The organism is Ruegeria sp. TASC047, from assembly GCF_059612445.1.
Genome location: NZ_JBXWQP010000029.1, coordinates 892,364 through 914,653, shown reverse-complemented (window position 1 = coordinate 914,653; position 22,290 = coordinate 892,364). Strand labels below are relative to the sequence as shown.

Annotated in this window: 22 protein-coding genes and 1 pseudogene; 6 read left to right on the top strand and 17 right to left on the bottom strand. The window is 59.1% G+C overall.

Features of this window, described 5'->3' with window-relative positions:
• The first annotated feature begins 486 nt into the window (after positions 1-486).
• From AC2FLO_RS12325 to AC2FLO_RS12315, 3 genes and pseudogenes are all read left to right on the top strand, one after another.
• Positions 487-900, top strand: coding sequence for a c-type cytochrome (locus AC2FLO_RS12325; protein ID WP_496751701.1), 414 nt, complete (start codon positions 487-489; stop codon positions 898-900).
• Positions 901-962: 62 nt separating this feature from the next.
• A pseudogene (locus AC2FLO_RS12320) lies at positions 963-1,043 on the top strand (thiol reductase thioredoxin); the annotation flags it as partial.
• A gap of 21 nt (positions 1,044-1,064) precedes the next feature.
• Positions 1,065-1,418, top strand: coding sequence for a thioredoxin family protein (locus AC2FLO_RS12315; protein WP_496806682.1), 354 nt, complete (start codon positions 1,065-1,067; stop codon positions 1,416-1,418).
• 60 nt (positions 1,419-1,478) lie between these two features.
• On the opposite strand, the gene AC2FLO_RS12310 is transcribed toward AC2FLO_RS12315, so the two are convergent.
• The 3 genes from AC2FLO_RS12310 to AC2FLO_RS12300 all read right to left on the bottom strand — a co-directional run bounded on the left by AC2FLO_RS12310 (position 1,479) and on the right by AC2FLO_RS12300 (position 4,209).
• The gene (locus AC2FLO_RS12310; RefSeq protein ID WP_496751705.1) at positions 1,479-2,324 is read right to left on the bottom strand and encodes a universal stress protein; all 846 of its coding nucleotides are present in this window, start codon (positions 2,322-2,324) and stop codon (positions 1,479-1,481) included.
• A 301-nt stretch (positions 2,325-2,625) separates the two neighbouring features.
• Positions 2,626-3,156 carry a DUF6512 family protein gene (locus AC2FLO_RS12305; RefSeq protein ID WP_496751707.1) on the bottom strand — a complete coding sequence of 177 codons (531 nt, stop codon included), beginning with the start codon at positions 3,154-3,156 and terminating at the stop codon, positions 2,626-2,628.
• A gap of 144 nt (positions 3,157-3,300) precedes the next feature.
• On the bottom strand, positions 3,301-4,209 hold the full coding sequence (locus AC2FLO_RS12300) for a DMT family transporter (RefSeq protein ID WP_496751709.1): 909 nt from the start codon (positions 4,207-4,209) through the stop codon (positions 3,301-3,303).
• Between the two features lie 388 nt (positions 4,210-4,597).
• On the opposite strand from AC2FLO_RS12300, the gene AC2FLO_RS12295 reads away from it, so the two are divergent.
• Complete coding sequence (locus tag AC2FLO_RS12295) at positions 4,598-5,464, top strand: DMT family transporter (protein WP_496751711.1); 867 nt, start codon at positions 4,598-4,600, stop codon at positions 5,462-5,464.
• A gap of 176 nt (positions 5,465-5,640) precedes the next feature.
• On the opposite strand, the gene AC2FLO_RS12290 is transcribed toward AC2FLO_RS12295, so the two are convergent.
• Positions 5,641-5,841, bottom strand: a complete 201-nt coding sequence (locus tag AC2FLO_RS12290) for a hypothetical protein (protein WP_170609149.1) — start codon at positions 5,839-5,841, stop codon at positions 5,641-5,643.
• Between the two features lie 137 nt (positions 5,842-5,978).
• Between AC2FLO_RS12290 and AC2FLO_RS12285 the strand changes: the two genes are divergently transcribed.
• Positions 5,979-7,148 (top strand): alpha/beta hydrolase, encoded by a 1,170-nt coding sequence (locus tag AC2FLO_RS12285; RefSeq protein ID WP_480608711.1) that lies wholly within the window; start codon positions 5,979-5,981, stop codon positions 7,146-7,148.
• A 634-nt stretch (positions 7,149-7,782) separates the two neighbouring features.
• Here AC2FLO_RS12285 and AC2FLO_RS12280 read toward each other — a convergent pair.
• The 11 genes from AC2FLO_RS12280 to AC2FLO_RS12230 form a co-directional block, all read right to left on the bottom strand.
• Positions 7,783-8,733 carry a sugar kinase gene (locus tag AC2FLO_RS12280; RefSeq protein ID WP_496751713.1) on the bottom strand — a complete coding sequence of 317 codons (951 nt, stop codon included), beginning with the start codon at positions 8,731-8,733 and terminating at the stop codon, positions 7,783-7,785.
• A 5-nt stretch (positions 8,734-8,738) separates the two neighbouring features.
• Positions 8,739-9,815, bottom strand: a complete 1,077-nt coding sequence (locus AC2FLO_RS12275; RefSeq protein ID WP_496751715.1) for an iron-containing alcohol dehydrogenase — start codon at positions 9,813-9,815, stop codon at positions 8,739-8,741.
• Position 9,816: 1 nt separating this feature from the next.
• A complete protein-coding gene (locus tag AC2FLO_RS12270) occupies positions 9,817-10,662 on the bottom strand; it encodes an SMP-30/gluconolactonase/LRE family protein (protein ID WP_496751716.1) in 846 nt (281 codons plus the stop codon).
• Positions 10,663-10,685: 23 nt separating this feature from the next.
• On the bottom strand, positions 10,686-11,456 hold the full coding sequence (locus tag AC2FLO_RS12265) for an SDR family NAD(P)-dependent oxidoreductase (protein ID WP_496804194.1): 771 nt from the start codon (positions 11,454-11,456) through the stop codon (positions 10,686-10,688).
• Positions 11,446-12,654 carry an aminotransferase class V-fold PLP-dependent enzyme gene (locus AC2FLO_RS12260; protein WP_496751720.1) on the bottom strand — a complete coding sequence of 403 codons (1,209 nt, stop codon included), beginning with the start codon at positions 12,652-12,654 and terminating at the stop codon, positions 11,446-11,448. The genes AC2FLO_RS12265 and AC2FLO_RS12260 overlap by 11 nt, the downstream gene beginning before the upstream one ends.
• A complete protein-coding gene (locus AC2FLO_RS12255) occupies positions 12,651-13,703 on the bottom strand; it encodes an ABC transporter ATP-binding protein (protein WP_496751721.1) in 1,053 nt (350 codons plus the stop codon). The genes AC2FLO_RS12260 and AC2FLO_RS12255 overlap by 4 nt, the downstream gene beginning before the upstream one ends.
• Positions 13,700-14,215, bottom strand: coding sequence for a RidA family protein (locus AC2FLO_RS12250; RefSeq protein ID WP_496751723.1), 516 nt, complete (start codon positions 14,213-14,215; stop codon positions 13,700-13,702). Before AC2FLO_RS12250 ends, AC2FLO_RS12255 begins: the two co-directional genes overlap by 4 nt.
• Positions 14,212-15,255 carry an iron-containing alcohol dehydrogenase gene (locus tag AC2FLO_RS12245; RefSeq protein ID WP_496751725.1) on the bottom strand — a complete coding sequence of 348 codons (1,044 nt, stop codon included), beginning with the start codon at positions 15,253-15,255 and terminating at the stop codon, positions 14,212-14,214. Before AC2FLO_RS12245 ends, AC2FLO_RS12250 begins: the two co-directional genes overlap by 4 nt.
• A gap of 7 nt (positions 15,256-15,262) precedes the next feature.
• A complete protein-coding gene (locus tag AC2FLO_RS12240) occupies positions 15,263-16,120 on the bottom strand; it encodes a carbohydrate ABC transporter permease (RefSeq protein ID WP_496751726.1) in 858 nt (285 codons plus the stop codon).
• Positions 16,120-16,998 carry a carbohydrate ABC transporter permease gene (locus tag AC2FLO_RS12235; RefSeq protein WP_496804195.1) on the bottom strand — a complete coding sequence of 293 codons (879 nt, stop codon included), beginning with the start codon at positions 16,996-16,998 and terminating at the stop codon, positions 16,120-16,122. The genes AC2FLO_RS12240 and AC2FLO_RS12235 overlap by 1 nt, the downstream gene beginning before the upstream one ends.
• Positions 16,999-17,089: 91 nt before the next feature.
• The gene (locus AC2FLO_RS12230; protein WP_496804196.1) at positions 17,090-18,478 is read right to left on the bottom strand and encodes an ABC transporter substrate-binding protein; all 1,389 of its coding nucleotides are present in this window, start codon (positions 18,476-18,478) and stop codon (positions 17,090-17,092) included.
• Between the two features lie 224 nt (positions 18,479-18,702).
• On the opposite strand from AC2FLO_RS12230, the gene AC2FLO_RS12225 reads away from it, so the two are divergent.
• On the top strand, positions 18,703-19,389 hold the full coding sequence (locus AC2FLO_RS12225) for a FadR/GntR family transcriptional regulator (RefSeq protein WP_496751732.1): 687 nt from the start codon (positions 18,703-18,705) through the stop codon (positions 19,387-19,389).
• Positions 19,390-19,846: 457 nt separating this feature from the next.
• Here AC2FLO_RS12225 and AC2FLO_RS12220 read toward each other — a convergent pair whose 3' ends face one another.
• Together AC2FLO_RS12220 and AC2FLO_RS12215 are read right to left on the bottom strand one after the other, a co-directional pair.
• Positions 19,847-20,215 carry a nuclear transport factor 2 family protein gene (locus AC2FLO_RS12220; RefSeq protein WP_496751734.1) on the bottom strand — a complete coding sequence of 123 codons (369 nt, stop codon included), beginning with the start codon at positions 20,213-20,215 and terminating at the stop codon, positions 19,847-19,849.
• 89 nt (positions 20,216-20,304) lie between these two features.
• On the bottom strand, positions 20,305-22,215 hold the full coding sequence (locus AC2FLO_RS12215) for a BTAD domain-containing putative transcriptional regulator (protein ID WP_496806668.1): 1,911 nt from the start codon (positions 22,213-22,215) through the stop codon (positions 20,305-20,307).
• Positions 22,216-22,290 lie beyond the last annotated feature (75 nt).

Below are 22,290 nucleotides of genomic sequence, written 5' to 3'. Positions count from 1 at the left end.
CCGCCAATCATGCCGGGAGGATAGCTAAAAGGAGAGTTGCCCGTCAATACGCGGGGCAAATGTCTACTCAGTCCGCAACTCTGCCGTTCAGCACGTTTCAGCGAACGTCCGCTGCCGTTCAATGCAGACCTTCAGGCGAAAATTCTCGGAATGATCACCGATAATGACCGCTATCCGTTCCTAAGCCGTCATCTGACTAAAAGACTCAGATGACTGCCTTGAGCCCAAAGCGGTCGTTCTATTATTGGATCACTAAAGGGTGATCGACAGGAAAAACTGAGCTGGGAATTACGGGCGGCTTCAAAATGAAACGCCAATTCTGATCGCAAATGTCGGAAGAAGACGTGGGTTTCCGCCAAGAGTCAGGTCGAAATCGAATAGCAACAGTCTCTATGCTTAAGCTATGATTAGTCAATTGACAGGGATCAAAGTAATGGTTGAAAAGAAACGTTAACTTTGCTGCACCGCTTCGGAAAGATAACTCGTATGAAGTATTGGCTGCTTTTGGCTCCGCTTTTTTTGATGGGAACCACTATAGAAAAGACAATCACCGGAAAAACGCTGTACTCGCAAAACTGCGTGTCCTGTCATGGTGTTGATGGGAAGGGCGATGGGCCTGTAGCTGCGCGTTTGAGCACACCGCCGCCAGACTTGACGAGAATTGCAGCGCGGCGCGACGGGGTGTGGCCCGCTCTTGAGATCATGGAGATACTGAGTGGGTATTCCCGCAACATTCTCCCGCGAGAGGATATGCCGATTATCGTCGACCTTTTGGACAATGAAATGAGTGAATTCGATACAGGCAATGGTGAGCCAATCCTGATGCCCACCAAGCTGATCGCGATCGCAAATTACCTTGAGTCACTGCAGGACCCCACTCCAAAGTCTTTTCTTCCCTGAAGAAATATGGAGCTGAGCGGAAGGCTAAATATTTATGACAAAAGGGTAGGGGGGATTGGGGAATGAGTTTGAAGCTTGCCTGTCTCGCCTGCGGTCAGGGAAACAGGGTTCCGGAAGGCCGTCTGCGCGCTTCTCCCAAATGTGGAAAATGTGGTGTCCTGCTCGTGCCCCAGGCTCCCATCGATGTCTCTCTCGACGTTTTACAGAAGGCGGAACGGATCGACGACGTTCCATTGCTTGTGGACTTTTGGGCCGCATGGTGTGGGCCTTGCCGCATGATAGCGCCAGAGTTCGCCAAGGCCGCTCAGGCGCTCAAAGGCCGCGCGCGCCTCGCCAAGCTCGATACTGAGGCATTTCCGGCGGCCGGGGCCCGGTATGGCATCCGTGGCATTCCACTTCTGATTGCCTTCCAAGGTGGCAGAGAGATAGGACGGCGGACAGGCGTGATATCCGCAAGTGACATAGCAGACTGGGTCGGAACAAGCACCGGCACGACACTTGATAAACATGCGCAATGAGCGATGATCCCTACTAGGTTTTTTCAGAGGAACTTAGATTGAGGCGGGGCAAGGGGCTTTTCAGTGGGCGAGGAAGACCGGCAACTTGGTCTGCTCGACCATCGACCGGGTCGTTCCGCCCAAAACAGTCTGGATCATCCGGGCCTGACCATATGCGCCCATCACGATCAGATCTGAGCCGGCTTCCGCCGCGCGGTCCTGAATAACATCGGCGACGGCGCGTCCACCGCTGGGATACTGTGACAAGGTGACCAAGCATCCATGATGGCTGAGCCATGCTGCCACGTCGGTCCCGGGATCCTGCCCGTCACGGTTAACCGTGGTTACAGGGTCGATACATCCTATAATAACCTCGCGCGCGTCCAGCAGATGCGGTAGGGCGGCGTGAACAGCCGCAGACGCGGCCTCGCTGCTGTCCCAGGCGACAAATATGCATTCGGGATTGCGTTCTAGGTTGGCATTGATCCGGAATCCGATCGGTGAGTGGAACAAAACGCCGGATGCCGCTTCGGTCATCAGATCGCGGGTTTCCCGCAGACTTTGAGAAAAGATCGCCTCATCGCTCACACGGGCAAATCGCGCAACGACATGTTTGGCATCCATGCTTGCAGTAAGGACGGCCTGAACCTCCCCCGACGCATTTCTCTGTGCGAGCAGCTGTTCAATGGTATCACATCTGGATTTGAGATTAGCTTGCGCGGAGGCTAGGGTCTCCTTCCAATCGTCCGGAATATTCAGCCCGCCATATGGCGGAACCGAGTAGGAATAGGCAGGCAAGGCAGGGGCCATATCAAGCATAAGACAAAGCAAATGATGGTCCTCTCTTGCGGCCATTTCCGCAACCTTACCGATCTCGCGGTCTTCGGTTTGAACATTCATAACGAAAAGTGTGGTGCGGCGTTCCATAGGTGTCTCCGTTGAAGTTTGGTGCTGGTCAGAGGCCCGCAACTGTCTAATGAGCTCTAGATCGGCCACTCACCATTCATCGTCTCATAAAATTCAAACCTGTCAATTATTGCATATTTTTCAGCCGTGAGTAGCCGACACAGAAAGTGGCGGCTTAGTCACGCAAGTGAGACATACATGACTGGCGCTGTGAAAGTCCGGTTTCGGAGTTTTCTGCTGCACACGCACAACATCGTAACTCAACATTATTCCCCAGCGAAAACAGTAAGCTTTCATACCAATAGGAAATTTCGCTTAAACGTCATGGAATTCCTCTGATGCCTGTACGGGCCTCAACAAAGAGCCAATGGTCAGGAGGAAAGAACGTGAAAAGGCTGTAAGCAATCAGTTGGAGCGCCAGAAGAACAGTTCCCAAAACAAAAACGAATCTGGTCTGACTGATCCCACTTGTGAGCAGTAAGGCCGAGATTAACTGACCAACACAAATGGCAAAGACGAATGTGCCGATGTCCAGAAACAGCAAGTTGCGACCCAAGATGGCCGTGTAAGCTGTGAAGATTGTGACAATCAGCATTGCTGTAATTGTCAGGCTCACGCCTTTCGAACTCATTACATACCAACGACTTAAATTTGGCGGCAGCGGCATGAGGCAGGCCCAAAGCAGTCCGGGCCAAAAAGCCAACTTCAAGTGCTCCCATATTGACTCATTGACGGCTGCCACGAGGGCCAATGGTGTCCAGTTGCCAAGCCAGGCAAATGCAAAGTGCATAGCAGACCCGAGTAGGATCATGCAGAGCGCACCAATCGCCTCAAGTTGAAAAAGACGTGTCAAACTTTGCTCTATGGTTGGGCCTCCTTATTCCCCGGGTAGTTGGCCCCCGGATTTACTCCACGCAAACATCAATGGCACCTGCTCGTATATGGCAGTCAGGTTGAAGGGGGCCGATACTCAGGCTCGTCGTGATTATTTCAAAACTTAATGCGACCGTAGGGCGATGATAATGCCTGCCGAAGCAATAAAAATGATGCCCAGCACTTGCCAGCCACCGACCGGCTGGCCAAAGGCAAACCACGCAAAGAGTGGACCAAAGATCATCACCGAATACTCGAAGACCGAGACATAAGATGGCTCACCTAGCTGATAAGCTTTGATGATCATGAACACCCCACAAACTGAACCAATGGCCTGCAGTAGGATTAGCGGCAGAGCATCCCACATAGGCCAAACCCACGGCCGGGTGAAGAACTGTACCTCTTCGCCTGGCTGCCAAATGGGGAAGATTATCAACGTGACAGTGCCCACAGCTCCAAGCAAACCCAAAGTGACCCACATCCCCGCCAGCAGGGCCACGGTACTTTCACCGACGCATAGTCTACGTGTGGCGATTGCGCCCAATGCATAAAAGAACCCGGCGCAGACAGGGATCAAAACCGTCAGATCGAAATCAGAAGGATTCGGTTGCAGCACAAGAATGATCCCAATGAACCCAACGGCAACAGCGCTAATCCGCCAGATGCCCACTCGCTGTCCCATTACGCCTGCAGAGATCAGAAGGATGAAGATCGGTGAGGTAAAAAGCCCGGCCAGTGCTTGGGCAATCGGCATCATCGCCAACGCCGAGAAGTAGAACAACATCGAGATGCCCACTAGTAGACTGCGTAGCGCCACCGCCCAAAACCGTATGGGCATCAACCTGCCAAGTCCAAGCAGCGGAAGAACCGCCACAAGCGGCCACGCGATCGTGGCCCGCATAAGGTGGAACTGCCAGAGCCCAATATGGCGCGACAACGGCGCAATGAAATTGTCGATCACGCCAATGACCGCCATTGCACAAATCATGAAGGCCGCTGCATGCAGCTGTCGATCAGGTGGAGCTACAGACATGCTCCCTCCATTGGCGCAGGCGCGGCCCGGTTTCTGTCTTCATTGCGACACTGACGCCGATACCAGTGGGAAAATTATCGCGCTGGATGCGGGGCCTGAGGTGATCGCCTAAATCGCGCTAGGCGAAAGTTGGTGTCCTGAGTATTCCTGCAGCAGTCGATACGTTTTGTACTGGGGCCGTCAATTTCCATCATGTTGTGTAGTGCCAACGATATTGCGCAAAAATGCATACCGCGTCCCTTGTAAGTTTCGCACAATTCACCGTGGCGTTGTCGCAAATGATGCAGAAAACAGTCGGATGCCTGAATACGCTCGCGGGTAAACTGGAGTTTTTGCCATTACGACAACCGTCAACATATCGAGCTCTTCTGACGCCCACAAACACGGTGTGCTTTTTGTTTTTGCGGCTGGCGTTCTGTGGTCGACGGTCGGTCTTGGCATTCGCTTGATAGAAGAGGCCGGTGTCTGGCAAATTCTATTGTACCGCTCAATGGCGATGTCGCTATTCCTCTATGTCGTTATTCGGCTGCGGTCCGGTGAAAACCCATTCGTCCAGCTTCGCCGAACCGGCTTCGCCGCCGTCGTCGCCGCGTTGTCGCTGCTGGCTGCGTACTCCGGTGCGATTTACGCGATACAGAATACATCAGTTGCCAATGCAATGTTGCTCTTTGCGACAGCACCGTTCTTAACGGCTATTCTGGCATGGATGGTCCTACGAGAACCCGTGCGCAGAGCGACATGGATTGCAATCGTTATCGCGCTTGGCGGCATTGCGATCATGGTTGCCGATAAATCAGGAAGCGTTGTTCTAAAAGGCAGTCTTGCGGCGCTTGGGTCGGCGCTCGGTTTCGCGGTATTCACCGTTGCGCTGCGGTGGGGGCGAACGTCAGAGATGTTGCCGTCCGTGTTTCTGTCTGGGTTGTTCGGGGTCGTCATCACCTTTGCGATCTGCCAGCTTCAGGGTCTTTCGCTAGCCATAAGCTTGAATGACGGCAGCGTCGCCTTTGCCATGGGCATCTTTCAGGTGGGTGCGGGTTTGATCCTCTACACCATTGGATCGAGAAGTCTGCCAGCAGCAGAACTCACACTACTTTCACTGGCTGAAGTCTTACTCGGTCCGCTTTGGGTTTGGCTTTTCTTGGGAGAAACTGCTACCGCCAACACACTGATTGGAGGCGCGGTCCTACTTGCTGCGATTGCTGGAAATGCCCTCTCAGGACAACGCCGGAGACCACCTCCGATCACGGGCCCATAGCTGCACGGGAGGCCGGACATTGCGACATTTTCCGCCAGCGTCTGCTCTTGGTGGAAGCCGCCGTTCACAGGTGAATTTCGAAAAATTTACTGTGAATGTCGGCTACGCGGGCCTAACCAGTCACCTGAGAGAATGACTCAGATGACCGAGTCGAGCCCAAATTGGTCTTTCGATTTTCACAGCCGCGTAGTTGCCGCAGTTCGTGGCAACTCAGATTTTCGATGCCGTGGCACCGCGGAGAAAACCTGCGCCGCGAACTCATGGAACGTTGGGCGATAGGGACGCGATAGTTTTTCGGCAGCGCGATCAGCTTCGGTCAGCGGGGATAGGTGATCGGGCAAATGCTTGAGCAGGGCGGTATCAAAAGGGGCATTCATCGTCTTTCTCCTTGTTCCTGTTGCCACTGTGACAGGGGTAAAAGATCTTCGCTTGAAGACAGCCCTTAGAAATCCCTGTGAATTCATTTGGATTTGTCTAGAATTTCAAAGATCAGCTTGGATCAAAGGTTGTCTCATTGTTTTACCGTTTTGGAGATTGCGAACTCGACACTGCCAGCCGCCGACTGAAATGCGCCGGTCTGGAAGTTGCCATCGAACCGCAAGTTTTCGATTTGCTGCGGCTTCTGGCGGAGAACCCTTCAAGATTAGTGACCAAAGATGAGATCATTGACGCCGTCTGGGGCGGACGCGTCGTTTCCGAAAGTGCCGTCAGCGCCCGGATCGCTGCAGCACGCCGTGCGATTGGAGACAACGGAAAGCAGCAGAAGGTAATTCGGACACATCACGGGCGAGGTCTGGAAATGGTTGCTGTTGTTACAGGCGGCGACGCCACCGACCGCCCAAATTTGGAAAAACCAATGGCTCCCAAGGTGCGATACACGATCTCAAAGCGCGGGCACTCTTTGGCCTATCTTGTTTCCGGTTCCGGGCCACCGCTGTTTCAACTTGATGGTCCGCCGCTTAGCAAGGAGAAGGCGTGGCACATACCGATCTTGCGAGATGGCTATGATGCCTATCGAGAGGGTCGTACGCTCATTCAAATGGACTGGGCCGGAACGGGTCTGTCGGAGGCGTTGGATGAAGCGCTTAGCATCGAAGAGAATGTCGAAGATATGGTCGCCGTTGCCGATGCCGCCGGGTTAGACCGATTTGCTCTCATGAGCGAATCTGGTGCGTGTTTGCCAGCCGTCCTATTCGCTGCAACGCATCCTGAGAGGCTCACACACCTTGTCATGGTTGGCGGGTATGCAGAGGGCCGCGGGATTCGTGAGGCGCAAGGCCAGCCCGAGGTCTTGAAGGCTATGATGGAGGCAGGTTGGGACCAGCATGAAGGCGGGATCGCCACTGCCTTTCTCACGGCCTATTTTCCCGAGGGTCCGGCCGAAGGCGTGCGGCAAATGGTGGGACTAATGCAGGAAAGCGCCTCTCAGAAATTCATGCTCGATCACCGCGACCGGTCCAACAATGCATCAATCATCGATGTATTGAAGAATGTCGAATGCCCGACTCTGATCATTCAAGGTCGTAACGATTCAATACATCCCTTGGTGCAGGCGAAGAAACTTGCTGCAGGCATTCCCGGCTCGGAGCTGTTGGTGTTGGAAAGCGCGAACCACCTGCCTGTCCCTGGCCACCCAACATTCGATGTGTTTATCCAGGCGCTCCGGGGTTTTCTCGATGCCTGACAGATAAGGCGCGCGGCTGGAGGCAATGGCTCCTTCGTCCGCGACTCGGACCTTCGGCGATTTTTCACGAACGGCTGCTGCTGGTGAAACCGGTCATTCGGACTGGAAATTTCAAATCGAAGGCGTCGAACGGCTGCTAAACGCGACACAGCAGACACTCACCAAAATTCCGTGTACGTCTGCTCGGAGCCCAACCCAGACCTCGCTTCTTAGCGCAGCATTCATCGCAATGGGCGGGAAGCAGAACTTCGCTGCGGGTGCGAGCAGGTAGTCGCCCGATGGCATGAGCGGACATTCATACGCCTCGCCTATCCATGATCGCCGATTTGACGAGCTGGCGGCAAAGCGGAAGTTGGCTGCGAGTGCAAACTTTCAACAGAGAAGCGCAGAAAAGGTTCATTCGCATGCGAGTCGGAAACAACTGTATCGTCTGTAAGGATAAGGGTTTCAATGTGGCTGCAATGGCGCAGCCACAGTGCGCCGCTTCCTAGATCAAGTCAGTTCTTAACCTCAAACTGCACGCATCGCGATCCGGCTGGTACCAATCTCCAAAAAACCATGATGTAGCTCGATCCCTTGGCGTTTCGGTGCAAGGTGCTAACAGGCGGAATAGTTTGGTTTGGTTGCCGCACACTTAGCGGGAGGTGCTTGGCGGGAGGATCGCGCCGCGAAAAGCAAGCACTTGTTCCGCAAGGTTTTGGGCGAAGCGCATGGCTTCGGCCACAGTTTGAGCCCGCAGGCGCGACCCCAAGTAGGCCGCGTTGTAGGAGTCACCCGCAGCAGTTGAATCGACGACTTCAACCGCCATCGGCTGAAGCTGCATATCCGGCTGACCCTTGCATCGCGTCGTCGTTCCTCGTGCGCCGTCGCGGAGGACGATCTCCCCCACACCCAACTCCGACAACTGCCGCAGGGCTTGTTCTGCCGACATCTCGCCATGCAAGGCCCGCAAGTCTTCGAGCGACGGAAAACCGATGTCGGTGACGCGCCACATCGCGTCCATCGCGTTCCACGCCTCGTCCGGGCTGTCCCACAGCCGTGGCCGGTGGTTGCTGTCGAAAGTAATCACGGTACCGGAAGACCGCAGTGCGGCGCAGGCGTCGATCAGGGCTTTCCTTCGCTCCGGCGGAAGGATCGCCAACGAGATGCCGCTGAGATAGACGAGATCGAAATTCGCGAGCATGTCGAGCGCCGGAAGGCCATCGGAGAAGAGGCGCCGCGCTGCGGACTCGGACCGCCAGTAGCGAAAAAACCGTTCGCCCCGCACATCGCGTTCCACAAGGTAGATGCCGGGTTGGCGGTCGGGGTGGCGGCCGATCAGGCTGCAGTCGATCCCCTCGGCGGCGATGGCACGAACCATCTGTTCCGAAAGTGCCCCTTCACCCAGCAGCGTCACATAGCTGACCGCCACCCTCTCACGCGAGGACTCACGGGCGAAGTAGATGGCGGTGTTGAGCGTGTCTCCGGCCACCGCCACCTTGGCCTCCCCACCCGATAGATCGAGCGACGACAGTTCCAACATGCATTCGCCGATGCAGGCGACGCGCAGATGCTCGCGCCGGGCGAGGTCGTCCAGCGTTGGCATGCTGCCTATCCCGCCTTGTGGGCGTAGGCTCGGTCGAGCCGACGCCTGAGATCGGCGATGAAGCCGTCCGATATGGTGGTGTCATGGGCGATCGAATGCCAGAGCCCGACCTCGTTCACATAGGTTCTCATGGTCTTCAAGCCTTCGGTCAACTGGTCCCACGTAAGCCCCATTGCCTCGGGCCGCACGTCAAGCCCGATACCTGAGATCGTATCGAGCATCTCCTCGGCGCCGTTTTCGTGCAGCATCGAGCCGACGACGACACCGAGCCCTACCGGCTGGCCATGCAGGAACTTCTTCCCGGTCAGTTTTTCGAGCGTGTAGAACAGGAAATGGTCGGTGCCCTCGATATGTCGCGGGCACCAGCCGGCACCGTGATAGCTCGTCCCCCATTTCAGCCCGTCGACCAGCGCCTCGATGCCGCGGTCGTTCATCGCGCGGATGTTGTCGACGTTGTCGACGATGCCGCGCACCTTTCGCAGCGATTGACGCGCCAACCCCTCGTCATAACGCCACTTCGCCTCGATCTTGCCCGTGGCCTCGGCATAGCGCCAGTCAAGCACGCCGGAATGGAAGCAGAGGATATCGCCGATGCCCGACCAGTTGAGCGCCGGCGGGCAGGCGGCGAGCACATCGTAGTCGATATAGATCGCCTGCGGCACTGCCCAACCGCGATAGAGCACCTTGCCGTCGACCCGGACGCCCGCCCGCTGGCCATAGACCGCGTTGACCGACAAGGCCGTTGGCGCTTGGAAGAACGGCAGGTTCAGCCGCCAGGCGAAATACTTGGCGACATCCAGCGCCTGCCCGCCGCCAAGCCCGACGATGGTGCGCACCTCGCCAAGGTTCGCGGCTTCGCGGTTCAGATCCTCCTGCTCAATCGAGCCGCAGAAATACGGCCGGCAGTCGGCGCTTTCGAAATGGTGCCCGAAGATCGGCCAGAGGTCTTCCATCGTCACGACCAGGAAGGGTGGGTTCACGAAGTGCTTGAACTCCCCCATAAGACCCCGGCCGAAGATCGTCGGAAAGCCGTAATCGAGCTGCGTGCCATGTGTGTGGTCGTGAGCGTGGTCATGAGGCATGTCATGCATCCTTGGAAAGAGCGTCCAGAATCGAAGTCGAAAGGCGCGGGCTGGCCGTGCCGTGATGGTCGACCGCTAGGGTCAGCGCGTGCCCGTCGGGTGTGCTGTCCGTTGGGGTGTCGGGTTGGGCGGTGGTGACGGCGATCGTGCGGCCGCGAAAGGCAATCGACGTGGGCCGGATGACCGGGAGCCCGATGCGGACGTCGACCGCACCATCGGGCTTGTAGCGGGTCACGCAACTGCCGTCCCAATGTGCCGACCAAAGACCGCCGTCTACGTCACAGGCCATGCCATCCGGGAAACCAAGGTCGTCGGGGACTCGCGCAAAGACCCCGCGCTCGCCGATGGTCTGCGCAGCGGCGTCAACCGGGGCCGCATAGATGATGCGGGCGGGCGAGTCGGCAAAGTAGACGCGGGTGCCGCAAGGGCTGAAGGCGGGGCCGTTGAAGACGGTGAAGGACCAGGGAAACCGAACCAGCCGGCGGCCCAGCAACCACGCGTGACCGCTTGGTTTTGCTTCGTCACGGTCCCGGCTGCCGAAAACGACGAAGTGGCCCGAGGGGTGAACCGCCCCATCGTTCAGCACCTCGTCAGAACCCAGCCAATCCGCGCCGCCGGGAAGCGCCCGGCCATCAGCCAAAAGCCCCGTCGCCCCGCCCGACAGAAGCCGCCCATCGGTCATCCGACAGGCGAAGGCGGCCTCGGGACCGAGGTCCAGGGCCGTCTCGAGGCCGTCGGGCGATACTGCCCAACCGCGGTTGGTGGGAATGTCAAGCCAGGTGAAGCTGTCCGACGGCGCGTCGTAACGTATCCCTTCACCGAGAACGGCGCGGGCGGCTCCGAGCACCTGAAGATTGATCGGATCCCGCATCAGTAGGTCGCCGTCAGCCCGCCATCGACGCAGATGGCCTGACCGGTGATGTACCGGCTGAGATCGGAGGCAAGGAAGATGAAGGCTCCGGCGCAATCCTCGGGCGTACCGGGACGGCGCAGCGGGATGCGGCCGGCGGCGATGTAGTGGTCGCGGAAATCGGCCATGTCATGCTCATGCGTTCCATCCGCCATCAGCGCCATCCGGGTGTCGATAAAACCGGGCGCGACGGCGTTGACCCGGATGCCCTCGGCCCCGAAGTCCACGGCCATTGACCGGGTCAGCATCATCAGCCCGCCCTTGGCTGTGGCATAGGCGGCAGAGTGCGGAACGCCCTGGAAAGCCTGCGTCGAAACCGTGTTTATTACCGCGGCGGCGACCGAACGCCGAAGCATCGGCAACGCGGCCTGCGTGACCCGCAGCGCGCCGGTCAGGTTGACATCGAGAACCCGGCTCCACCGCGCCTCACCCACGGTGGCAGCATCACTTATGTCGAGCATCGCGGCATTGTTGATCAGCACGTCTAGCGCCGGCCAGTCCACGATACCTTCCAGGGCGCTGGAAATCGACGCGGCGTCGGCCACGTCGAGAACGGCGTGTCGGGGCGCAAAACCCTCGCCATCGAGTGTTTGCGTCGAGGCCAGAAGTGCATCGCCATCGACATCCGTCAGCATCACCTCGCCGCCATGAGCAAGACAGGCCCGCGCGACGGCAAGGCCGATGCCGCGCGCTGCGCCCGTGATCAGGATGCGCTTGCCCTCAAGCAGCATCGCCGCCCCCGCTCCAGCTCACTACGGCGGCCTCGCGTGCGCTTTTCATCTCGCTCCAGCTTCTTTTCAGCCCGCCGCCCTCCTCCCGGAACCGACGCGCCTCCTCGGAAATGGCACCGGCCACGGCGCGGGCCTCGCCATCGGTGACGTTGCAGGGGTCGAGGTAGAACTCGCCCCGTTCGATCAGATCGTCGCGGACGACAATCCGGGGCCGCCGTGACGCGAGCCTGTCGGCCAGTTCCCAGGCATGGGCGCGGGCTTCTTCCGGCTCGACGACGACCTTCACCCGTGTGATCGGGTTGCCGGTCCAGTCGGCGTGGCGCGCAGGGTGCAGTCCCGGGATATCCGAAAGTTCGGCCATCCACAGATCGACCCGCGCCTCTTCGCGTGCGCGCTCTGCCTCGTGGTCGCGGCCTTCCCAAAGCTCCAGCGCAGCCATGGCGCCGACGACGCTTTCCTTGCCGGCCTTCATCGTGCGGCCGATGCCGCGATGCTGGAGGTATGTCGCCCTCACCAGATCGGCGCGACCGGCAACAATCCCGCTGGTCACGCCGGACAGGAACTTGTGTCCCGAATAGATCGCGACCGACGCGCCGAGCGCTATGGGGCCCGTCAGGTCGTATTCCGATGCCATGTCGACGATGACCGGCACGCCGTATTCGCGGCACAGGCCGATGAACACGTCCATCGGCAATTCGTTTTCCCGTACCGTATGGTGCGAAACCACATACATCGCCGCTGCCGTACCGTCTTCCAGTGCGCGGCGCAGGTGCCAGGTCTCGCAGGCGGCCGCCGTTCCGACGGGCACGAGCTGCGCCCCCGCAAGGCGGATCGCCTGATCGACCGGCGCACCGTAGTTGACCATATGACCCATCGGCAGGATCACCCGGGCCTCTCCTTCGGTTGCCGGTAGTTGCTCGATCCGCGCCAGGTCTGAGCCGGTCAGACAGGCCGCGACGGCCTGCGTCATCGCGGCGGCGGAACAGGCGGTGACGCAGCCGGCCTCGGCCCCGGTGACGCGTTCAATGATCGCCCCCGCCCGTGCCTGCAACTCATCCATCCCGACGAAGGAACCCAGAATGCCGTCGACCAGTGAGCGGGTTTCCGGCGCCACGCGCGAGGCGCCGAGGCTTGTCATCGTACCCGATGCATTGATCACCGGGGTCAGGTTCCAGCGCGCGAAGGGGTCCGTAGTCATGCCATACGCTCCCCGTTCGCCTCATCGAAGGTGTGGAGCTGGTCCGGGCGGATGCCAAGTGACACGGTCTGACCTTTTGCCACGGCACCGCGGATCTCGCCCGAGGCGCGTGCCGTCAGGGGCGCCCCGGTCGCCGTCGTCAGGTGAACCAAGGCCTCGTGGCCAAGATCCTCGATCCTGTCAACGCGCGCCGATCCGATGCCAAAGGCGTCGTCGTGGTCGATGATGACATGTTCCGGCCGGATGCCGAGCACCGCGCCGGCCGGCGGCGCGACCCGTCGGTCCACCCCGGTCGATCCGGCCAGAAGCGTCGCCGCCGGCAGGATGTTCATCCGGGGGCTTCCGATGAACCCGGCGACAAATGTATTGGCCGGTGTTTCGTACAGCTCGATCGGCGAACCCACCTGCATCACCCGGCCCCGGTTCATCACCGCGATCCGGTCGCCCATGGTCATGGCCTCAACCTGATCGTGGGTGACATAGACGGTGGTCGTTCCAAGCTCTTTCTGCATCTGGGAAATCTCTCCCCGCATCTGGACCCTTAGCTCAGCGTCCAGATTCGAAAGCGGCTCGTCAAAGAGAAAAGCCGATGGCTTGCGGATCATCGCGCGGCCCAAGGCCACTCTTTGGGCCTGACCGCCCGAAAGCTGGCGCGGCTTGCGGTCGAGAAGCTCGCCAAGACCCAGCATACCGGCGACGCGGGTCACTTCCGCGCCGACCGTGGCGGGATCGGTCTTGCGGATCTTCAAACCGAAGGAGAGGTTGTCGCGCACCGACATATTCGGAAAGAGCGCGTAGGACTGAAACACCATCGAGATGTTGCGCTCGGCCGGCGACAGGTCGTTGGCCCGAACCCCGCCGATCATCAGATCGCCCGCCGAAACCGTTTCCAGCCCGGCGATCATCCGCAGCGTTGTGGACTTGGCGCAGCCCGAGGGGCCGACAAGCACCATGAACTCGCCTTCGCGCACATGCAGGTTGAGGTCGCGGATCACCTCGACATTGCCGCCGTACCGCTTGGCGGCGTTGACGAACCGTATTTCACTCATCTGCGCGCCTTCCAGTCGGGCGAGATCGAGACGATGGCGTCGATCTCGACGGTGATGTTGTCGGGCAGAGACCCCACGCCAACGGCAGCCCGGGCGTGCCGGCCACGCTCAGCAAAGACGGCGCAGAAGAGGTCGGAACAGCCGTTGATCACCTTCGGATGATCGGCAAAATCCGGCGTGCCGTTCACCATGCCAAAGACCTTGCGGATCTGCGCGACATGATCGAGCGAGCCGAGAATTTCCTTCATCGCGCTGATGAGGACGAGGCCCGTGCGCATCGCGTGGTGCGCGGCCTCGTCGGCGGTGACATCCCGCCCGACCTTGCCGCGTGCAAGCTCGCCATTCTCCAGAAGCGGCCCCTGCCCGGACAGGTAGAGTGTCGTCCCGTCGATCGAGCCGAGGTCGAAATTGCCTACGGCGGCGGGAACCGGCGGCAGCGCGAGGCCAAGCGCCGCCAGCCGCGCCTCGGCGCCGGAAAGATCTGGCGTTACGGTTCCTGCCTGTTGTCTCATGCCGAAAACGCCCCTTCGATCCTGTCGCGCGCCTCCGACAGGAAGTCCTCCGTCACTTCGAAATCATGGGCGATGCCGTAGGCCAGCCCTTCGCGCGCGACGAAATCCCGCAACCCGCGCATCGCGGTGAAGACATCGTCCCAAGTCACATGCATCGCCGCCGGCCGGATATCGACGCCGAGATGGGTCACGGCAGTCAGAAGCTCCTCGACACGCTGGCCATGCATCATCGCGCCGAGGATGAGGCCGAGGCAGACCGCCTGACCGTGCAGGAACTTTCTGCCCGTATGCGCCTCGAGCGCGTAGAAGATGTAGTGCTCCACCCCTTCGATATGGCGCGGGTTCCAGCCCGCGCCGTGGAACGAGGCGCCACCCCATTTCAGCGCGTCGACCATGATGCGAATGCCGTCAGGCGTGAGATCGCGGATATCGTCGAGCGCCGCGAGAGCCGCCTCGGCCTTGGACAGCGAGATTGTGGCGAGGCTGTCATCGTAGGGCCAGCGTGCCTCGCATTTGCCCTTCGCGTCGGCGTAGCGCCAGTCCATCACACCCGTGAGGAAGCAGAAGACGTCGCCGACCCCACCGATATTCAGCGCACGCGGCGCAGCCTCGATGATGTCGAGGTCGATATAGACCGACTGCGGCACCGCCCAGCCGACGTATTTCACGATGCTGTTTTCGCGGACACCGGAGCGATGGCCGAAGACGGCATCCACCGAAAGCGAGGTCGGGAACTGGAAGAGCGGACGGTTCAGCCTCCAGGCGAAATACTTGGCGGCGTCGATGGCCTGCCCTCCGCCAAGGCCGACGATCGAAGCGACACCGTCCAGTCGGGCAACGTCGGATTCGAGTCGGCTCCGCTCCATCGACTCCACCAGGTAGACCTCGACATCCGCCGGCAGCCGGCCACGGAAGATCGGCCAGAGATCCGCCATCGTCACCACGAGGATCTTCGGCAGGACGAAGCCCGGGACCTCGGCCAGAAGGTTCCGCCCGAAGATCGTCTGAAATTGCTGTATGCCGGTTTCCGTAAACGGCATCTGGTCCTTAACCCTTGACGGCGCCGAGGGTCAGACCCTTGACGATGTGTTTCTGTGCGATGATGGCGAAGATCAGCATCGGTACGATGGCGATGATCGAGGCGGCGGTCATCGCGCCCCAGTCGAGCGCGGCGTAGCCCCGGAAGCTCGTCACCCCCAGCGTGACGGTCTGGGCCTTTGAAAACGTCAGGCCCAGCGCGATGGCCAGTTCGTTCCAGATCCAGATCGCGTTCAGGATCGCGGTCGCGACCATGCCGGGCAGCGTGCAAGGCACATAAATCTTCGTCAGGATCTGCCAGTTCGTGCAGCCCTCGATCCGTGCCGCCTCGTCTATGGCAGGATTGATCTCGCGGAAGAAGGAACTCAGCAGCCAGATCGAGAGCGGCAGCACGTGGACCTGATACATCAGGGCCAGGCCCACATGGGTGTCGTAAAGCCCGGTCAACTGGTAAAGTGAAAACATCGGCAGGACGAACAGGAACTCCGGCAGCATGTAGGCGAGGATCAGCCAGACCCCGACGATGTTCTGACCGCGGATCTTCAGCCGGACGATGGCATAGGCGGTCGGGATCGCGATGGCGAGCGAAAGGGCGACGCCGAGGATCGTGATGATCACCGAGTTCAAGAACGTGTACTTGAAGGTGTCGTGCGACCACAGCTTGATGTAATTCGCTGCCACCGGGTCGAACAGCCAGAGCGGCGGGTTAGCAAGGCTGTCGCGCTTGGACTTCAGCGATACGGTCAACACCCAGTAGACCGGGAAGAGGCTGAACAGCACCATTGCACCCGTGAACACATAGGCCCAGGCCGTCGACAGCCGCGCCATCAGCCGGCCGGAGGTCGGGGTGATCGTCGCGCCGGCCATCAGGCGTCCTCCCCCCGCCGCTGCAATGCCTGCAGAGCGAGCGAGATCGCGAGGATGAGAAGCGAGAAGAGGATCATCGTCGCCATCGCCTTGCCGATCTGCTGGTAGCTGTAGGCGGTACGGTAGACGAAGGTCTGGACCACCTCGGTCGCGATGCCGGGACCGCCGCCCGTGGTGCCGAAGACGATGTCGAAGACCTTGAGCGTGTCGATGGCGCGGATGATCACGACGGTGATCAGGAGCGAGCGCAGCATCGGGAAGCGGATCTTCCAGAAGATCGTGAACTCGCTCGCCCCCTCGACCCGCGCCGCCTCGATCGGGTCGTTGGGCAGGCCGCGCAGGCCGGCGAGCATGATGATGAAGACAAAGGCGGTCTGCCACCAGACATCGACGCCGACGATCGAGGGCATCGCGGTGCCGGCCGCGCCGTAGAAGGCCGAGGGGCCAAGGCCGAAGGCGCCGATCAGGTGGTTGATGATGCCCAGGAAGGGGTCGAACATCACCTTGGACATCAGCGCCACGACGATGCCCGAAACCATCAGCGGCAGCATCAGCACCGCGCGGATCAGGTCGGTCGGTATCGCCAACTTGTCAACCTGCACCGCAAGGTAGAAGCCCAGCGCCACCTCGACAGAAGTTGCCGCCACGGCAAAGACGACGGTGTTGCTCATGACCGTCCAGAATTCCGGGTCGGACAGAAGACCGGCATAATTCGACAGTCCGACGAAATCCATCTGGTTGCCCCAGTTCCAGTTGGTCAGCGACATCGCGAAAGCGAAACCCACCGGGTAGAGCGAGGTCAAAGCCAGGACCAGAAGGCACGGCAGGATGAACCAGAACTCCGTGGCTTCGGACAGGGATTTTCGCATGGACGTCATGAATGCCTTCCGGTCAGGGAAATTCGGGTCGGTTCACGGTAGCGGGAAATCAGCCCCCGGGCGACAGGCGCCGCCCGGGGAAAGGCCGCGATCAGTTCGCGGCCATCTTCTGGAAGTCGGCCTGGGCCGCCGCACCTGCCGTTGCCGGATCCTCGCCGCCGTAGATGGCCTGGATCACGTCGATGATGCGCAGTGCAAACTCGCTCCAGCCGGCGCGCTGCACGACCGAGGTCTGCGAGTTCGGCATCGCCGCCGACACCGCGTCGATATAGGCCTTGGGGAAGCTCGCCGCATAGTCGGCCTCGTTCCAGGTCGAGAGGCGCGGCGCACCGCCATGTAGTTTGCCGATGGCAACCGCGTTATCCTTGTTCGACATGTACTGGATGAAGAGCCAGCCGGCATCCGCATTCGACGCCTGCGCCGGGATGCCGAAGCCCCACTGCCAGTGGGCGGTGTAGGGCTGGCCCTCATCGTTGTCGACAGGGATTACCGAATAGCCGATCTTGCCGGCAATCGGGCTTTCGTCCGCATTCTCGAAACCGGGAGCAAAGAGGCTTGCGTCGATGAAGAAGGCGGCACCGCCGGCCATGAAGAACTGCGAGGCGTCGGGCCAGTCCATCGCCTGAATGTTGACCGGGCCGGCCTTCATCAACTCGGCATAGTTCGAAAGCCCGCGGACGATGTCAGGATCGTCCATCTTCGGCTTCGACCAGTCGCCGTCGAACCACACGTTGTAGGGCGCCGAGCGATCGGCCGCGCCGACGGAGGTGTTGACGAAACCGGTCACCGTGTCGATCAGCGTGTCCGAGCGGATGCCGCGCAGAACCGCGCCCGCCACCGCGCCACCGCTTTCCTCCTTCACCTCGCGCGCCGCAGCGATCAACTCTTCCATCGTCCTCGGCATCTTGCCGTCGAGATAGGTGTTCACGTGGTCCATGTTGGCGAAGAGGATGTAGGTCTCGAACGAGGCCGGAATGCCGTGATATTCCCAGGCGCCGTTCACATCGTATTTCGTCGCGTCGAGGAAGCCCGCCGGAATGTCGGCGATATCATAGTCCGCCGACGTCATGTCGGGGTTGTCGATATAGCCCTGCAGCGAATGGATAAGGCCGTTCGTATGCTGGGTATAGGCTGTCGAATCCATCGGCAGGAAGTAGACGTCCATCTGGGCGTTGCCGTCGGACCCGCGCAGCGCGACCTCCATGCGGTCGAAGTAAAGATCCTCGGCCATGGTCTGCAGGTTGACGTCGATACCGGTGTCGGCCTCGAACTGATCGAGCACCGAACGGACGCCGTCCGTGACCGGGTGTTCGGGCATCATCACCGTGATGGATTGTCCCGAGAACTGGTTCCACGAGAACTCTGCCATCGCTGCCGTGGCGCCGGCCAGGACCGCGAAGGTACTCGTCGCCGCCAGCATCGCCGTGCCGGTCAGCAGTCTGCGCTGCGAAGAAGCCATCATTTCCTCCATGTCTGTCATGTCAGGCCCGTTTTCCGGGCATTGGTTCACCGAATGCAGGCGGCGGCACGCATCGGTCAACCAATTATCGGCAAATGATCAACCATTTGTCAACTGCAGAATCCAATCACCAACCTGCTGGGGCAAGGGCGAAAGTGCCAACCAATTCACGCAGGACACTTGGAAGTGAACCCAAAATGTGCGATTGGTCGGCCAATTTGACGGAAAACAGAAGATGCCGCACCATGTCGCAGACAGTCACGGACCGAGTTTATCAGGAAATCCGCGATCTTATCCGTTCGGGCGAGATCGCTCCGGGTCACCGGATCCCGAATGAACGCAAGCTCGCAGAGATGAAGAATGCCTCGCGCACGCAGGTCCGTGACGCGCTTCTGATGCTGCAGAAGGAAGGGCTGGTGGAGCGCAAGATCGGAAGCGGCACCTACCTGTCGGAACGCGCGCCTCAGATCATCGAACTGAGAGAGGCCGCCGTCGACATGTCGCCGGAACGGTCGCACGATTTCCTCGAAACGCTGGAGGCGAGGCTCCTGATCGAACCGAGCATTGCGGCCCGCGCCGCCGAAGCGCCGACGCGGCGGTTCTGCCAGGACCTCGACGCCGCGCTCGACGGTATCCTCGGCGCACCGACATGGCTGCAATTCAAGGAAGAGATCTACGCCTTCGCCCGGCTCTACTATCAGGAGGCCGGCAACAGCTTCCTGCTCTGGACCTTCGAGCAGATCGTCAGCGCGCGACGCTCGAACAACTTTGACGGCGGGATGGACCAGGCGCCGGTGGCCAACCTCGTGCGGCAGCATTTTCATGACCGCTTGTCGAAGATCGCGCGGGCGATCAAGGACGAGGACCCGGAGCGCACAAAATCCGAGGTGGAGGCTTTCCTGGTCGGGATGGCTGCGTCCTCGATGATCTAGGTCATGTCGCGAAACCGTGTATAAGCTCTCCTGCCTTTTCCCGCAGACTATGAGTTTGTTCCATCACCGATATTGCAGGCGCAGTGAATGGCCGGTTTGACGGGCCGCGCTGCAACAGCGACTTGCCTTGGTGAATGGCAGGATTGGGCCGTTACGGTCTCATGCGCTTCCAAACTGATTGGCGGCTTAGTCCGCAACTCTGCCGTTCAGCACGTTTCAGCGAACGTCCGCTGCCGTTCAATGCAGACCTTCAGGCGAAAATTCTCGGAATGATCACCGATAATGACCGCTATCCGTTCCTAAGCCGTCATCTGACTAAAAGACTCAGATGACTGCCTTGAGCCCACAGCAGACCTTTATGATTGAGCAAAGTCGCTCTAACTTTCGAAACCAAACCGAGCCACTGCATTTGCGAGCCCGGTTTGATCCATACTAGCGGCGGAGGCATTACCTGAGTCTAAGCATCTGCCCATGATTTGTTAGTGATCAACCAGCCGCCAGCAGACTTCACCAGCATGAAGACCTCGTCGCAGTCGCCCCCCATAAATCCAAGTTCACGGCACTGCACGACAGCAACACTGCCGAACACACGAATGTCGTCAATCTCCATACGATGGTCGGGCCCTGTTTGACCGGGCTGTAGTTCCGATGAAGCCCAATCGAACAGGCCTTGGATCGGTGCTTCACAAAGGTCGGGTCCAAAGTCACCGAAGAAGTTAGCGTGTTCGTGGAAAGCACTCTTAAGCAGAGCAACATCGGCGGTTTTCATACCTTCAAAATAGCGGCCAATTGCTCCGCGGATGGCATCTTTGTCGTTCTGTAGCATGGTTGTTTACTCCTCATGTCGACCATGAGCACCATGTTGAGAATCGAACGTCGGAAAATCGTCGGAACGCAGTCGGAGCCGCTAGCTCCTCAATCGGGTAACCCAAGGCCAACCAAGGATGCTCTAAAACGGTTGGTGATTGAAGCGTCGCAAAAAGGAAGCGCATCGAGACAGCGACTGACCTCGAAATGTGGGGCAAGAGCCAGTAGTTTGTTCCGCGCATCTGCAGCTTTCTTAGCCTGACCGTCCTCGGCTAATGCAGCAGCCATGAAGGCAAGGCTCTGGTCGTTGGGTTGTGTCATTTGCGCGAGTTCGTTCGCTGCTTCGACACAATCGCCCTGTGCATAAAGGGCCATACCAATGCCCCAAGTGTACCAATCGGGATAAAACGGATTGAGACGCGTTGCTTGACGAAGCTTATCGAGAGCTTCGGTCGTCCGCCCTGTAAAGACTAGGGGCCAGGCCATGTTCGCCATCGCATCGGAATTATTTGGATTCAGGTCCAAAGCGCGCTGAAAGCCAGACAATGCCTGTTCATTGTCACCGGCGGCTAAGTTGGCCGCACCTAATGCCCAGTGGGCGAAGTCCAAGTCAGGGTCAAGCTCGACGGCTTTCTGGGCGGCTCGGAAAGTCTCATCCAAAGCGGCCTCGATCTCATCCGTCCAACCCATGTAAACCTCGAAAAACCACGTCCATGCCAGCCAGCCATATGCCGCCGCCATCGTCGGGCTGATCGATATCGCGCGTTCAAATAACGAACGAGCGGTGCGCATGTCATCTTTCAAAAAGTGTTCTTTTAGGGCCATACCTTGCATCAATAGGTCGTAGGCCGTCAGATCAACTTCGGACTTCGACCGAGCCCTTCGCAATTCAGTTCGCTGTATGACGCCTTTGTAGCCACGTAGCGTTGCAACAATGCGAGCGACGATCTCATCTTGTATCTCCAGCATCTCGGGTCGTTCGCAATCGTAGGTCTCACTCCATACAAGGGCGCCACGGACGCCATCGACTAATTGGACATCAAGGCGCATTCGTGCGGGATCCATGCGCACTCGTCCCTCAACCAGATACCGAACGCCAAGTTCGTTGGCGACTTCCGCAGGCTTGACTGGAAGAGAGCGATACTGAGATGTTGATGCTGTCGAGATCACAAAGAGTGATCGGTCGCGCGATAGGCCGCTTGCAATCGTCTCAAACAATCCCTCGACAATGTGGCTGTGTCGCGCCTCGCTGGTTCTATCAACGAACGGCATGACTGCAATCGAAGGCACTGAAGGCCGCTCCAATTTCTCTCGCGGCAGTAGCCTTTCGCCTCGTCGGATATGTTCATTCAGCTCCAAGGTCAGATCGTCAGGCTGCGCGTCTAGCTCTTGGAGCAGAAGGTTTTGTAGGTCATCAAAGTCCTTAAGCGCATCGGAACGTCGACCAAGCGCCACTTTCGCTCTCATAGACAAGCGGTTCGCCGGTTCGTCGAGCGGGTCTATCGCGATAAGTTCTGTCACGATTTCGAGTGCGCGCTCGCCGTTTCCTTCGGCCAGAGCGGTTTCAGCGGCATCCATTGCTTTGACCGATGCAGCCTTGGTCAGTCGCACTCGCGTCTCAGAAATCCAATCGTCAAAAGCGATCGATCCGATTTCGAAGCCAGAGAGAAACGCCGCCGCCTGAGCGGGAGTCAAATCGCTCACTATGTCGGACTCGACGGTATCAGGATCGACGCACAGATGATTGCGATGGACCTCCAGTACCGTGCTCGCATTTGTTTCGAGCGCCTTCTTGACCTCGTAGATGGTGCCCCTTAGCGCTGTTTTGGCAGAGCTCGGGCCGCGGTCTCCCCATAGCAAGTCTGCCAATGCATCGCGGGGAATACGTTCTCCGGGCCTGACTACAAGATATGTAAAAAGCGCTAATCCGCGCTTTGTCGGAAAGTGCACCGCTGTGCCATCCATCCGTTCGAAGGAGGGAGACCCACACAATTTTGCAGATAGAAATCTCTCAGGCACCTACTTTGATCCTTGCCGCTTAGGCAATTGATGATCGCCTCTTCATTTCATTTTGGCAAATTAGCGATCATGTTT